This window comes from Methylocapsa sp. S129, assembly GCF_009765995.1.
GTDB lineage: Bacteria > Pseudomonadota > Alphaproteobacteria > Rhizobiales > Beijerinckiaceae > Roseiarcus.
Genome location: NZ_LMUI01000060.1, coordinates 55,146 through 68,365, shown reverse-complemented (window position 1 = coordinate 68,365; position 13,220 = coordinate 55,146). Strand labels below are relative to the sequence as shown.

Sequence of the window (13,220 nt, the reverse complement as noted above, 5' to 3'; positions counted from 1 at the left end):
GGTCGGCGATGGGCTGGATCCTCCGAAGGATTGCGATCTCGCTCCTCCTGATTTGGGTGGTGTCCAGCATCGTCTTCCTGGCGATTCATTTGGTGCCCGGCGATCCGGCCGAAGTGTTGCTCTCGCTCGGCGGCAGCGCGCCCGATGCGGACAGCGTCGCGGCATTGCGCGCGCAGCTCGGGCTCGATCAACCGATCCTGACGCAATATTTGCACAGCCTCTCCCATTTCGTCGTCGGGGACCTCGGCGATTCCTTGAGCGATGGGACGCCCGTGATGTCCGAGGCGTTGCGGCGACTGCCCAGGACCCTTGAACTGATCGGCGCGGCGGCGCTCATCAGCACGGCGGCGGGCGTGCCTGCGGGCGTCGCCGCCGCGGTCAACCGCGGCGGGCCGCTCGGACGCTGTTTTTCGGCGCTGTCGGGCCTCGCTCTCTCGACGCCGGTGTTTGTCGTCGGCTCCCTGCTGGTCATGATCTTCGCTCAATGGCTGCGCCTCGCGCCTGCCGGCGGCTATGTCGCTTTCGGCGAAGATCCGTTGCGCCATCTTCTGCTGCTGTCGATGCCGGCGGCGACCATCGCGCTTGGGCTGTGGGCGCAGATATTTCGCATGACCCGATCGTCCTTGCTCGACGTGCTGCAGCGCGATTTCATTCGGACCGCGCGCGCCAAGGGGCTGCGCGAGCATGCGGTGATCATGCGGCACGCGCTGCGCAACGCGCTGGCGCCGATCCTCACGGTGCTCGCCCTGAACGTCGGCTCGCTGCTAGGCGGAACCGTTCTGGTCGAATATATCTTCAACTGGCCGGGCCTTTCGGGGGCGCTTGTCGAAGCCGTGAACAATCGCGACTATCCGATGGTCGTCGGCTGCATCGTCATCATTTCGACCTTGTTCGTCAGCCTCAATCTGCTGGTCGACATCGCCTATGGCCTCCTCGATCCGCGCGTGCGCGCAAGATGAGAAGGTTTCCCTGGGTCTCCGCCAGCGCCGTCGCGTTCCTTGTCATCCTGGCGCTCTTGGCTCCGTATCTCGCTCTGCCGGACCCGACCCGGATGGACCTCGCAGGCCGCTTTGCGGCGCCCCACGCCAGTCATCTTCTCGGCCAAGACGAATACGGGCGAGACGTGCTCTCGCGCCTTGTGTGGGGGGCGCGCGTCTCGCTCTCCGTATCCCTCGGCGCGGCGCTGCTCGCGGCCGTCGTCGGCGTCACGCTCGGCGTCATCGGCGGCTATCTGCGCGGCGGCGCCGAATTCGTCACGCTGCGGCTGACCGATATTCTGCTTTGCTTTCCCCCCATGCTGCTGGCGTTGCTGATCGTGACCTTGTTCGGGCCCGGCGCGAGAACGCTGATTCCCGTCCTCGCCATCGTCTATGCCCCAAGCTTCGCCCGCGTCGCCTATGCCGGCGCGCTGACGATCCGATCGCTGGACTATGTGACGGCCATCGAGGCGCTGGGGGCCGGGCGTCCGCGCATCATGGCCCGGACCATTCTGCCCAATATCGCGGGACCCGTCCTCGTCCAGTTCAGCCTCGCAGTCGCCGCCTCGATGGTGCTGGAGGCGGGCCTGTCTTTCCTTGGCCTCGGCGTCACGCCGCCGGCGCCGTCCTGGGGCTTGATGATCGGCGCGGCGCGCGCGACCATGAGCCAGGCGCCGCAATTGCTGTTATGGCCCTGCGCCGCGCTGACGGCGGCTATTTTGTCGATCAACGCCTTGTGCGACGGGTTGCGCGACTATGTCGACCCACAGCCTGCGGCGCGGCGGCCGACGCGTCTAGCAGACCGGACCGCCCCAGGCCTTGCGGCGCCGCCCAGCCGCGACACGGTCCTGAGCCTGCGCGGCCTCTCGGTCGCCATAGATACGCCGCGCGGCGCCATCCAGCCCGTGCGCGACGTCAGCTTCGACATCAAGGCCGGAGAGACTTTGGCGCTGGTCGGCGAAAGCGGCTCCGGCAAGTCGCTGACGGGTCTCGCGCTGATGGGGCTGCTGCCCCCCGCGGCGCGCGTCGAGGCGGGCCGCGCCTGGCTCGATGGAATCGAAGTGCTCGATAGCGCGCCCGACATTGTGCGCGGCCTGCGCGGCGATCGCGTGGCGATGATCTTTCAGGACCCGATGAGCAGCCTCAATCCCGTTCATCGGGTCGGCGACCAGATTGCTGAAGTCATCCTCGCGCATCGCGATGTCGGCGCCGCAGACGCCAGGTCGCGCGCCGTCGCGTTGTTGCGCCAGGTCGGCGTGCCTGATCCGCCGCGCCGCGCCGCCGCCTATCCCCACGAAATGTCCGGCGGCATGTGTCAGCGCGTGATGATTGGCATGGCCGTCGCCAATGGACCGCGCCTGTTGATCGCCGATGAGCCCACGACGGCGCTGGACGTGACGGTGCAGGCGCAGGTCTTGACGCTGATGAGCGACCTGAAGCGCGAGACGGGCGTGGCCCTGCTGTTTATCACGCACAACCTGCCGGTCGTCGCCGAAATCGCCGACCGCGTCGTCGTTCTCTACGCCGGCCAGGTCGTGGAGCAGGGCGACGCCGCCGAAACCTTCGCGCATCCGCGCCATCCCTACACCAAGGCGTTGTTGGGAAGCGCGCCTCGCGAGGAGGGCCCGCCGCCGGAGGGCATTCCGGGCTCGGTGCCTTCGCCAGGCGAGCTGCCGTCCGGCTGCTGTTTCGCGCCGCGCTGCGCGATGCGCCTTGCCGCATGCGAGCGACCGCCGCCGCTCGTCGAAATTGGCGGCGGCCGGACAAGCCGCTGCATCCGATGGAGCGAGATGTGAGCGCCCCCCTGGTGACGGCGGAAAAACTCGGCCGCCGCTTCTCCTCCGGCGGGTTCTTGCGCCGCCGCCCCGGCGTCCAGGCGGTGGTCGATCTCAATCTCTCGATCGCGCCTGGAGACATCGTCGGGCTTGTCGGCGAGAGCGGCTCGGGCAAGAGCACGATCGGCCGCCTGCTGCTTGGCCTGATCCCGGCGAGCGCCGGGCGGGTCTGTTTCGACGGCGACGATCTCGCGCGCGCCTCGTCCGCCCAAAGGCGCCGCTTGCGCAAGAAGATGCAGCTCGTGTTTCAGGACCCCTATTCCAGTCTCGATCCGCGCCGCACCGTGGGGCGGCAGATCGCCGACGGAATCGTCATTCACGGCCTGCTGCCATCGCGTCAAATTCCCGCGCGCGTCGACGCGCTACTACGCCAGGTCGGGCTCGATCCGAGCGCCGCCGGCCGCTATCCCCACGAATTCTCCGGCGGCCAACGTCAGCGCGTCGCCCTCGCGCGCGCTCTGGCGACAGAACCCGTCTTCCTGGTGGCCGACGAGCCTGTGTCCGCGCTCGATGTCTCGGTCCAGGCGCAAGTGCTGAAACTATTCGCCGATTTGCGCCAATCGCTTGGCCTCGCGATTCTGTTCATCAGCCATGATCTCGGCGCCGTGCGTCATCTCTGCGATCGCGTGGTCGTGCTCTATCTCGGCCGCGTGATGGAGGAAGGCCCGGTCGAAGCCGTGTTCTCCCGTCCCGCCCATCCCTACACAGCGGCGCTGATGTCCGCCGCGCCCAGCCTCGATGTCGCGCGCCGGCGCCATCGCATCGTGCTGCAAGGCGATCCGCCGAGCCCGCTCGATCCGCCGTCCGGGTGCGTGTTCCGCACGCGCTGCCCTTTCGCCATAGCCGCCTGCGCAACAGAAGCGCCGCAGCTTACGCCCGTTGGCGGATCTATGCATCGCGCCGCCTGCATCCGCGTCGGCGAAGACACGACGCATCGCATCGACGACGAATTACATCGCTTGGCATTTCGCAATAATCAAAGTTGATGCCGACGACTGTCGGGAGACGCCTGTGAAGCTGCAACAAGCCCGCGTCCCCCCTTTCGCGGCCGATACCGGCTCTATCTTCACATTCAAGATGAAAAACGGAGTCTGTTCGTGATGGACTTGCAAAACTTCAAAGCGCTCAGTTTCGATTGTTACGGGACATTGATCGATTGGGAGAGCGGCATCACCCGCCTGGTCAAACCTTGGATGGATGAGATCGGTTCGCCAGTCCCGCCCGATTTGGTCGTTACCGCTTTTGCGCTGATGCAGGCCAAGCACCAACAGGCGCGTCCGGCGCTCCTCTATCCAGAGGTCCTACGCCGAACCTGGCGAGACATCGAGGGAACCTTCGGTTGGGACGAGAATTTGGATCGCGCAGAGGCCTTTGCATCCTCGGTCCCGAGCTGGACTCCGTTCTCGGATACGATCGAAAGCCTGCGATATTTCTCGCGCTCGCACAAACTCGCGATCCTCTCGAACGTGGACAACGGATCGTTGCGCGGCACCCTCCGCCTACTCGAGGTCCCCTTTGAATTCACGATCACGGCCGAGGACGTTGCGTCGTACAAGCCCGGTCTTCCGCATTTCGAACGCGCGGTCGAGGAGTTCAGTCGCAGGGGAATTTCCAGAAACGAGATCCTTCATGTCGCGCAGAGTAAGCACCACGACATCAACCCAGCTCGGCAGTTCGGACTGACTTCGGTTTGGGTTAATCGGCGACACGATAAGAAGGGCAGCGGCGCCACGCTCGCCACAAGTGCGGAGCCGGACCTCACCGTAACATCGCTCGCGGAGCTCATGGCCCTTCACAAGGCTCGCCATGGCGCCTCTCCCTGATCGCGATATTCGAGCCCGCGCCCGCGCGGGCTCGATGACGATCGACGCCGCGCTTGGTTTCAAACACAACCTTATGCGAATCGACGGATAGCTCCGCGCGCGATCGCGCGCCACGTCCTGCGCTGTCGCGTTGACGAAGCTTCTCTGAGCGCTACGCTCGATGTTGGGGAGATGCATGCAACATGCGCGCGCATCAGATTTCGGCGCATTCGCGGCGCGGATGCCAACGAACCTCAACATAAAGGCTCTTAGGAGCGTCGTCCATCATCGCGATTCTTCGTGGCGTCAGCGTTGAGACGTTGGTCCGCAAATTCGCTGGCCTCGCTAACGAAGACTTTTCTTTTGCTCTGTGCCATCCTCGCAGAACGCCAACGCCATGGCTTTGAGAATGACAACAGCGCTGGCAGCGCCGGGATCGACATGGCCGATTGCGCGTTCTCCGAGCCGCGCTGCGCGTCCTCGGGCGGCGACCATAGAACATGTCGAAGCGGCGCCTGCTTCCGCGGCAGTTAGGATTAGCCGCCACATTTCTTCGCTACCCGCTGATCGACGGTTGGCGTTGGCGGCAGCTTCCGCGGCGGGAATCCAAGCGTCGAGCATCGTCTTGTCCCCACGCTGCCCCTTTCCGCGTTCTCGCACTCCCGCAGCAATTCCTTTAATTAGCGCCGCTTGAGCCTCCGATGTCGCTCTGGTCGCGCCCGCAAGCGCTTGCGCGGCGCTACGGAAGCCGGTGGCGTATAGCGGCCCGGTCGACGCGCCGACGGAGTTGAGAAACGCCGCCGCCGCTATATTCATCAAATCGGCAGGCGCCATCGCGTCGACATTTCGCTTGGAGAGTTCGATCTTCACCGCCTGAAATCCGATCGACATCGTGACGCCGTGGTCGGCGTCGCCGATCGCTCCATCGAGCGCGGATAGATGATCCTTCGTTTCCTCAATCGCATCGGAAATGTTGTGGAACATTCGGCCCAAGCAATGGGAAAGAAGCTCGACCATTTGTTTTCCCCGTTATTCGATCACTTCTCTCAGCCAACCTGTAGGAATGCGGCTCGGCAAGGGTGATGAAGAAGCTCTTGCAATTCGCGATCAAGATGCAGAAGCGAGATCGACGCCCCGACCATGTCGATCGAAGTGCAATAGTGACCGACAAAGCTGGTGTCTATCTCGATGCCTTTTGCCGCCAGCCGCTGCTCGACGCGGCGGTACAGGATGTATAGCTCCATGAGCGGCGTCCCCCCGAGCGAATTGACCAGCGCAGCGACCCTGTCGCCAGATGCCGGCCTCATTTCGGCGAAGATCTGATCCAGGATCATGTCCACCGTTTCGTCCGCCGTCGCCAGAGCGCCGCGTAGCACACCCGGTTCGCCGTGGATGCCCATGCCGATTTCAATTTCATCGGGGCCGATCTCGAAATTGTATCGGCGGGTTTGCGGCAACGAGCACGGTTCCAAAGCAACGCCGACCGTGAAGGTGCGCGCGTTGGCCTTGCGCGTGACGGCCTCGCAGGCATCAAGAGTCCAGCCTTTGTCACACGCAGCGCCGGCGACCTTGAAGACGAACACGTTCCCGGCCACGCCACGGCGTGAATCGCGATTTTCGCGCGGAGAGGACGCTACGTCATCGGTCGTCATTATCGACCGTGTTTCGATGCCATGATCGCGGGCGATCTCCGCCGCCATGTCGAAGTTCATCACGTCGCCGACATAGTTTCCGTAAACGAAGAGAACGCCCGCGCCCCCGGACGCTGCCTTCGCACATTGAAAAATCGGATCGGGAGGCGGGGTCGAGAAGATATTGCCAACCGCAACCGCATCGGCGAGCCCCTTGCCGACATATCCAAGAAAGCAAGGTTCGTGACCGGAGCCGCCCCCGATCACAAGCCCGACTTTGCCCGCCCGTGGACCGTCCAGCGACACCAGTGCGCGCCTCGACCCCGCGAGCGGTCTTAGGAATGTACGATGGGCCCGGATTGCCCCATCCAGCATCTCATCGACAACAGCGTCAGGCTCGTTGATGAATTTCTTGACGTGTTGCCTTGGCTCGCGCCCATGGTGTTTAACCGCTTGCTTATCGCTCGGGCGGCGACCGAGTTCCGCCACGCCGTCGGCGCGCAGGATGCCGCGTGCGGTCGCCGCATCAGTGACAAGAACATTGGCGTAGCCGCCGCGGAGCGCCCCCAGAATCGCAGGCACTTTGTCGAATCCGCCGGCGACGCAGATACGCAAATCGATGCGAAGAAGATCCGCGAGAGACAAACCGATCACACGGTCGTCAAGCACCCCTTCGACCAATTGCCCCCATGCGCCGATGAAGCGGGCCGCAAGGACGCCCACCGCATCTCCATCGATATACCGCTGGAGATCGGCTCCGCCGAACACGCCATCGCTGTAAAGCGAGGCGTTCGGCCTCAATGAGGCTATTCCAAACAGCGCCTTGTTGGCGCGTGAGAGAATCGCGAATTGCTCTGCAACCAGAGGCTCGGCGAACATAATTGCACGGGCGGCGGCCGTCGAGGCGACGGCGGGCGCAGACAGGCTCACGCATGCCGCGCCTACGGCAGACGCAATCGATGACGCGCACAACTCGGGTGAGAAGGGATTCCTGGCCATCGCTCCACCGACCGCCTGAACGACGGTGACGTCCTGCAACGCCGCGATCTTCAGCTTGGAACCGACCGCCATGACGGTTCTACCGCCCGTCACGGCCAGCGTATCGCCCGACTTCAGGAACTTGCGCAAAGCCAGGGCGCCAGCCGCGCCCAACCCTTCTCCGAGCGCTCGGCCATCGGCGCCATTGGGAATTACGAAGCAATCGCGCAAACTGAAATGACTCTTCATCGATTGAGCCAGGGTCAGGGACGCCAGGCGCGCCGGTTCAATCGAGATGTTCACGATCCCACGCTCACGCGCCTCGGTCAGGTAAGCGATCACGGTGGCGCGCGATATCCCCATGATCTGGGCGATATCGTTCTGGGTCATGCCTTCCTGGTAATAGAGCCAACTCACCCAAACGTACGGGTCGTCGCCGAAACGCAACGGCGTCGCTTCGGCAACCTCATTGGGCACGGCGCGCAATCGCGTAGCGCTGCGAAACTCACCTTCACCTTCGGGCACGCCGAGCTCCCTCTCCCGCGGCGACGCAGGACAACCGACGCCGCTGTAACGAGGATAGAGGGTGGACGCTAGGAGTGTCGAGTGCGTTCATCGCGTTCGACTGACGACCGCTATCCCCTGGCGACCAGCGTCGACACGCACTTAGCGCAAAGACAACACGCTGCCGGCCTTTTCCGGCCGCCAAACCTTCCGCCAGCCAAAATCGGCGCACCTTCTGAGCCGAGGCGTCTGACGCTTCAGCGCACATACTTCGCGTCGCCGAGTTTATCGATCGCCGCCACGTTCGCCGCAGAAGGACCTGACGGGTCGAAGTCGGACGCCAACCAAGCATCGACGATAGCCTTGGCGAGCTCGGGGCCAATGACGCGTGCGCCCATGGTAATGATCTGGGCGTTGTTGGACTTCGCCGCGCGCTCCGCTGAGTAGGTATCGTGTGTCAGCGCAGCACGAATTCCCGGCACTTTGTTGGCGGATATGCAGACACCGATCCCGGTTCCACAGAAAAGGACGCCGCGTTCGTGGTCGCCGGCAAGCACCGCCCTCCCCACCTTCGCCGCGATATCTGCGTAGAAGCCGTCCTGGCTCAAGTCCGTAACCGTCAGGCCAGGTCGCGGCGCCAGATACGCGGCGATCACGTCGAGCAAGGGTTTTCCAGCACTATCTGCGCCGAGAGCGATCTTCATCGTAGCACCTCGAACATCCCCTCGCTCTTATCGCACCAACGCGAAACCACTTGGCGGATCAAACAATAAACGACCTCGCAAAATCCAACAGGGCCACATTTCAATACGCTCGCTCGACGATCCGCGCGCCAAAGCGGCCTTTTCCCTTAGGGAACTACCCTCAGCTTCGCTTTTGCTCCCTCGGCGAGGGAGCGCAGGATGATTGCGCAAGATGCAGCGCCCGGGTCGAGCACGCCGCGCGAGCGCTCACCGAGGCGGCTGGCGCGGCCAATTTTGGCGACCAGTTCAATCGTGCTATCGCGCCCCTTTTCAGCTCCAGCGATGAGCGCATCAAGGGCGGTGGCAAAACCGTCGCCCTTTGCGGTCGCGGCGGAAAATGCCTCGAGCGCGGGCGCATACGAGTCGATCAAAGTCTTGTCTCCGACCTTTGCGTCGCCAATCGATTGGACTTCCGCCAGTCCAGTGCGCAACATTCGCTCGAAAGCTGCCGCGTCGATCTCGACGACATCATTGAGCGACTCCGCAAAGCCAGAAAACATTACGCCGTAAAGCGGTCCCATCGAGCCGCCGATCTCCGTCATCAGGACATCGCCCAAGACCGTCAGAGACGCAGACAGCGGTCGCGCCTTGCCGCGCAGCCGTTCAGCCGCGATGCCGAAGCCCTTCGCCATGTTGACGCCATGATCGCCGTCGCCGATCAACCCGTCGATGTCGCTGAGATGGACGCGGTTCTCCACGATGCGCTGGGCGATGGCAAGCACGATGTCGCCGGAGTCAGAATTGGAAAACTGTTGCATTGCAGGAAACCCTCTACAATCGCACCGGGCACGCTACTTCGACGGAAAGCAACTGCTTCAATTCTTCATCCAGCGCCATGATCGTCAGCGTCGCCCCGACCATCTCCAGCGAGGTGAAGAGGTTGCCGACATAGGTGCGGGCGACTTTCAGCCCCCGGGCGCGGACTTCCGATTCGACGGTGTCGTTGAGAATGTAGAGTTCGTTGGTTGGTGTCGCGCCAAGGCCGGAAATCAAGATGGCGACTTCCGTCTCCGCGGGCAGATTGTGGTCGTCGAGAACCGTCTTGACCATGTCGCGCGCCACATCCGCCGCCCTCTTCAACGGCTCGACCCGTGCTCCCGGTTCGCCGTGATGCCCGATACCGACCTCCATGGTTCCGGGTTCGATAGCAAAATTGGGATGGCCGACCGCCGGCAGAGTGCAGGGCCCGAGGCCAACGCCGATCGAGCGGCAATTGTCGATCGCTTTCTGCGCGGTCGCGCGCACTTGCTCTAAACTGGCGCCCGCGGCGGCTTTGGCGGCGCCGCATTTCCACATCAAGATCTCGCCGGCGACGCCGCGACGCTTTTCACGCTCGTCCGGCGGCGCAGAGCAGACATCATCGTTGGCCACCACGGTCCGCACATCGATTCCATCCTTGGCCGCGAGTTTCACCGCCATCTTGACGTTCATGTTGTCGCCGGCGTAGTTGCCATATAGGCAAACGACACCACGTCCCCCGTCGGCCATTTTTATCGCGTCATAAAAGCTCTTCGCGGTTGGCGAGGAGAAAATCTCACCGACAGCGACCGCATCGAGCATGTTCCGGCCGACATAACCGATGAAGGCGGGCTCATGGCCCGATCCGCCGCCGGTCACTACGCCGACTTTGCCGAGAATCGGAGCATCCGCGGCCGCGACCACTTTGGGATTGTCGGCGAGCTTAACAAGATCGCTATGGGCCTTGACGAATCCCCGCAGCGTGTCTTCGACGACAAAGTCCGGATCGTTGATAAATCGTTGCATTAAGATGGCCTCCTGAGGCTTTCGCGAATCGACAAGGCCGATCAAACGATCGTGTACCCGCCGTCGACGAGCAGATCCGCACCGTTGATCATATCGGCGCCGCCGGACGCCAAAAACACCGCCGCAGCGGCGATCTCTTCTGGGTAGGCGAAACGGCCGGAGGGGATGCGCGCCTTCAGCGCGTCGCCTTTCGGCCCGTCCCACGCCTTCTTGCCGAGTTCGGTGAGCACGACCGTCGGCGAAATCGTGTTGACGCAGAGACCGTGCTTGCCCCATTCGGCCGCAAGCGTCTTGCTCAAGCCGATGACTCCGAACTTGGAGGCGCAATAGGCGACGTGCTGATCGATAGCCACCGAGCCTGCCTGGGACGCGAGGTTGATGATCTTGCCGCCACGACCAGCGGCGATCATCGCCTTGCCGACGGCCTGTGACATGAGAAACGTGCCCTTCAAATTGATCGCAATCGTCTTGTCCCAATAGTCGAGCGGCAGGTCCTCCGCGGGAGCCAGAAACACGACGCCGGCGCTGTTGACTAGAATGTCGAGGCCTCCGAAAGCTGCGAGCGCGCCTTCAACCACCTTGTTCACCGAAGTCGGGTCCGCGACATCGCAGGCGAGCGCAATCGCGCCGTTCCCAATTTCGCTCGCCTTGGTCTGTGCAGCGTCGATATTCAGGTCGACAACGGCGACCCTCGCGCCTTTGGCGGTGAATGCGCTGCAGATCGCTGCGCCGATCCCCGACGCGCCGCCGGTCACCAGCGCGCATTTACCTTTCAATGAGAAGTCCATGTCGATTCTTGGGGTGTCGGCCATCTCTCAACTTCCTTTGGGACGTATGCAGAGCGGATACACGCGCGCTCAAGCGCGTGTATCCCTATCATTAGAAAGCTCACGCTTCGTCTGAGGCCGTCTACTTTGAACGCGCGGCCAATAGTGCGTCGACGTTCGAAGTGCTCACCGGCGTCCACGGGACATTGTAGATCTTGTCCTTGCCGCCGTTCCAAGGCATGTCTTTGTATTGGGCCCAGATGTCGGACTGAGGCTTGTAGTCGCCCTTCTTGGCAGAAGAAATCGCGAGGTCGAGGGCGCCCTGCGCTTGCGCTCGAGCATCTTGAAGGATCGATGTCATCTCTCCCGCCTTTACCGCCTGGAGCCCGTCGGTTATGCCGTCGATGCCGGCGATGGCGAAGTCTTTCAGATTGAGTTTGGCTTCCTTAACCGCTTCGATCGCGCCAAGCGCCATCTCGTCGTTCTGGCCGATGACGCCGTTGATCTGGCCTGGATGCGCGGTCAGCCAATTCTCCATTAGCTTCTGCGCTTCGGCGCGCGACCAATTGGCTGTCTGGTCTTCGATCACCTTGACTTTCGGGCATTCCGCCAGGGCTTTCTTGTTGCCTTCGAGGCGCGAAATCTGGGCCGACTGACCGATCGGACCTTCGATGATCACCACGTTGCCCTTGCAGCCGATGCGATCGAGCACCGACTTGCCTTCGAGATAACCCGAGACTGTGTCGTCGGAGCCGACATAAGAGGACAGCAGATCCGAGTGAACGCGCGTATTGGAGCCAATGACTGCAATTCCCGCGTCATGCGCGGCCTGCACCGGTGTCGCGCCGGCTTCGGCATCGATCGGCACGAAGATGATCGCGTTGTATTTTTGCGTGATCATCGTGTTGATCTGATCCTGTTGCGTCAGCGCGTCATACTTTCCGTCAAAGACCGTGACTTCGACATCGCCGCTCTTGACAGCGGGATGCTCTTTCAATGCGGCCGACCAGATCTGCATGAACTCGGCCTTCAGCCCATATACCGCCGCTCCGATCTTGATCTTCTCCGCCATCGCCGGCGAGGCGAACAGCGCCGTCGCCGAAACCACCGTCAACAACATGCCCTTGAGTTTCATACCCGTCTCCTCTGCGCTTCGCGGCGTGTAATTTCGCCGCATTCTGGACGTCGCCTCAGTGGTCTGGCGTCCTTCTCCTCAGGGTTATTCGCCCTGATTTCCTCTTTGATCCAGCATCACGGCGCCGACGATCAGCATGCCTTTGAGCACTTGCTGGTAGTAGGATTCGATGCCCATAAGATCGAGACCGTTGTTCATGACGCCGATGATCAGCGCGCCGATCAGCGTGCCGGTCACTCGGCCGACGCCGCCAGAAAGACTGACGCCCCCGATCACCACCGCCGCGATAGCGTCGAGCTCGTAACCGATCCCTGCCTGCGTCAGCGCCGAACCGGTGCGCGCCGCGAGCAACATGCCGGCAAGGCCGGCCAGCGCGCCACAGATGACGTAGACGGCAAAACGAATGCGGATGACATCGATGCCGGACGTCTTGGCGGCGCGTGGATTGCCCCCGACCGCGTAGACATAGCGGCCGAACCGGGTGCGAGAGAGAACGAACCACGAGAATAGGAAGACCGCGCCGAAGATGATGACCGGCGCCGGAATGCCGAACAGGTTGCCGGTTCCGATCCAGCGAAACTGCGGCGTCAGAGCCGGAACGGGTCGCCCCCCCGCATAGATGAGCGTGAGGCCACGGGCCGCCGACAGCATGCCGAGGGTTGCGACAAATGCCGGAACAGCGAAACGGGCGACGATGACGCCAACGATCGCGCCCGCAGCGGCTCCGATGAAGACGCCGATCGCGAGCGCCACGAAAACGGGATAGGGGCCGCCGGCCACCGCAGCGATCGAGGATGTCGTAGCAAAGCTCGAAGAGACGATGCCGGCGAGGGCCAGAACCGAACCCACCGACAGATCGATGCCGCGCGTGATAACGACAAAAGTCATTCCGAACGCCAACACGCCGTTGATAGAAGTCTGCAACAGAACGTTGGAAATGTTGCTCTGCGTGAGAAAATATTGGTTGGCGAAAGAGAGCACGATCACGAGAATGGCGAACGCGAGGTAGATGCCATACTCGCGGGCGATCCGCTTTAACGTCCCGGAGCCGATGGCCCGATGAGGTTTGATGGACGATTCCTGC

General features: G+C 62.8%; 12 protein-coding genes. 4 read left to right on the top strand and 8 right to left on the bottom strand.

What is annotated here, in order from left to right; translation table 11 throughout:
• The first annotated feature begins 8 nt into the window (after positions 1-8).
• The 4 genes from GSQ90_RS30760 (at position 9) to GSQ90_RS30745 (ending at position 4,635) form a co-directional block, all read left to right on the top strand.
• A complete protein-coding gene (locus GSQ90_RS30760) occupies positions 9-959 on the top strand; it encodes an ABC transporter permease (protein WP_158818810.1) in 951 nt (316 codons plus the stop codon).
• Entirely contained in the window at positions 956-2,773 is a 1,818-nt protein-coding gene (locus tag GSQ90_RS30755; protein WP_158818809.1) for a dipeptide/oligopeptide/nickel ABC transporter permease/ATP-binding protein, read from the top strand. Before GSQ90_RS30760 ends, GSQ90_RS30755 begins: the two co-directional genes overlap by 4 nt.
• On the top strand, positions 2,770-3,798 hold the full coding sequence (locus tag GSQ90_RS30750; RefSeq protein ID WP_158818808.1) for an ABC transporter ATP-binding protein: 1,029 nt from the start codon (positions 2,770-2,772) through the stop codon (positions 3,796-3,798). Before GSQ90_RS30755 ends, GSQ90_RS30750 begins: the two co-directional genes overlap by 4 nt.
• Before the next feature lie 114 nt (positions 3,799-3,912).
• Entirely contained in the window at positions 3,913-4,635 is a 723-nt protein-coding gene (locus tag GSQ90_RS30745; RefSeq protein ID WP_246731870.1) for an HAD hydrolase-like protein, read from the top strand.
• Positions 4,636-4,959: 324 nt separating this feature from the next.
• Here GSQ90_RS30745 and dhaL (GSQ90_RS30740) read toward each other — a convergent pair whose 3' ends face one another.
• The 8 genes from dhaL (GSQ90_RS30740) to GSQ90_RS30705 all read right to left on the bottom strand — a co-directional run bounded on the left by dhaL (GSQ90_RS30740) (position 4,960) and on the right by GSQ90_RS30705 (position 13,207).
• Positions 4,960-5,631, bottom strand: a complete 672-nt coding sequence (gene dhaL, locus GSQ90_RS30740; protein WP_158818806.1) for a dihydroxyacetone kinase subunit DhaL — start codon at positions 5,629-5,631, stop codon at positions 4,960-4,962.
• Positions 5,632-5,660: 29 nt separating this feature from the next.
• Complete coding sequence (locus GSQ90_RS30735) at positions 5,661-7,748, bottom strand: bifunctional sugar-binding transcriptional regulator/dihydroxyacetone kinase subunit DhaK (RefSeq protein WP_246731850.1); 2,088 nt, start codon at positions 7,746-7,748, stop codon at positions 5,661-5,663.
• A gap of 236 nt (positions 7,749-7,984) precedes the next feature.
• On the bottom strand, positions 7,985-8,431 hold the full coding sequence (locus GSQ90_RS30730) for an RpiB/LacA/LacB family sugar-phosphate isomerase (protein ID WP_158818805.1): 447 nt from the start codon (positions 8,429-8,431) through the stop codon (positions 7,985-7,987).
• Positions 8,432-8,577: 146 nt separating this feature from the next.
• Positions 8,578-9,228 (bottom strand): dihydroxyacetone kinase subunit DhaL, encoded by a 651-nt coding sequence (dhaL, locus tag GSQ90_RS30725; RefSeq protein WP_158818804.1) that lies wholly within the window; start codon positions 9,226-9,228, stop codon positions 8,578-8,580.
• Positions 9,229-9,241: 13 nt separating this feature from the next.
• Entirely contained in the window at positions 9,242-10,234 is a 993-nt protein-coding gene (locus tag GSQ90_RS30720) for a dihydroxyacetone kinase subunit DhaK (RefSeq protein ID WP_158818803.1), read from the bottom strand.
• Positions 10,235-10,275: 41 nt separating this feature from the next.
• The gene (locus tag GSQ90_RS30715; protein ID WP_158818802.1) at positions 10,276-11,046 is read right to left on the bottom strand and encodes an SDR family oxidoreductase; all 771 of its coding nucleotides are present in this window, start codon (positions 11,044-11,046) and stop codon (positions 10,276-10,278) included.
• A 97-nt stretch (positions 11,047-11,143) separates the two neighbouring features.
• Positions 11,144-12,121 (bottom strand): substrate-binding domain-containing protein, encoded by a 978-nt coding sequence (locus GSQ90_RS30710; protein ID WP_371418520.1) that lies wholly within the window; start codon positions 12,119-12,121, stop codon positions 11,144-11,146.
• A gap of 99 nt (positions 12,122-12,220) precedes the next feature.
• Positions 12,221-13,207 (bottom strand): ABC transporter permease, encoded by a 987-nt coding sequence (locus GSQ90_RS30705; RefSeq protein WP_246731869.1) that lies wholly within the window; start codon positions 13,205-13,207, stop codon positions 12,221-12,223.
• Between the last annotated feature and the right edge of the window lie 13 nt (positions 13,208-13,220).

What these genes read in the sequence shown, in the direction of transcription:
- GSQ90_RS30720 (WP_158818803.1), bottom strand. Translation starts at nt 10,234, where the DNA reads ATGCAACGATTTATCAACGATCCGGACTTTGTCGTCGAAGACACGCTG.
- GSQ90_RS30715 (WP_158818802.1), bottom strand. Translation starts at nt 11,046, where the DNA reads ATGGCCGACACCCCAAGAATCGACATGGACTTCTCATTGAAAGGTAAA.
- GSQ90_RS30760 (WP_158818810.1), top strand. Translation starts at nt 9, where the DNA reads ATGGGCTGGATCCTCCGAAGGATTGCGATCTCGCTCCTCCTGATTTGG.
- GSQ90_RS30745 (WP_246731870.1), top strand. Translation starts at nt 3,913, where the DNA reads ATGGACTTGCAAAACTTCAAAGCGCTCAGTTTCGATTGTTACGGGACA.
- dhaL (WP_158818804.1), bottom strand. Translation starts at nt 9,228, where the DNA reads ATGCAACAGTTTTCCAATTCTGACTCCGGCGACATCGTGCTTGCCATC.
- GSQ90_RS30730 (WP_158818805.1), bottom strand. Translation starts at nt 8,431, where the DNA reads ATGAAGATCGCTCTCGGCGCAGATAGTGCTGGAAAACCCTTGCTCGAC.
- dhaL (WP_158818806.1), bottom strand. Translation starts at nt 5,631, where the DNA reads ATGGTCGAGCTTCTTTCCCATTGCTTGGGCCGAATGTTCCACAACATT.
- GSQ90_RS30755 (WP_158818809.1), top strand. Translation starts at nt 956, where the DNA reads ATGAGAAGGTTTCCCTGGGTCTCCGCCAGCGCCGTCGCGTTCCTTGTC.
- GSQ90_RS30710 (WP_371418520.1), bottom strand. Translation starts at nt 12,121, where the DNA reads ATGTTGTTGACGGTGGTTTCGGCGACGGCGCTGTTCGCCTCGCCGGCG.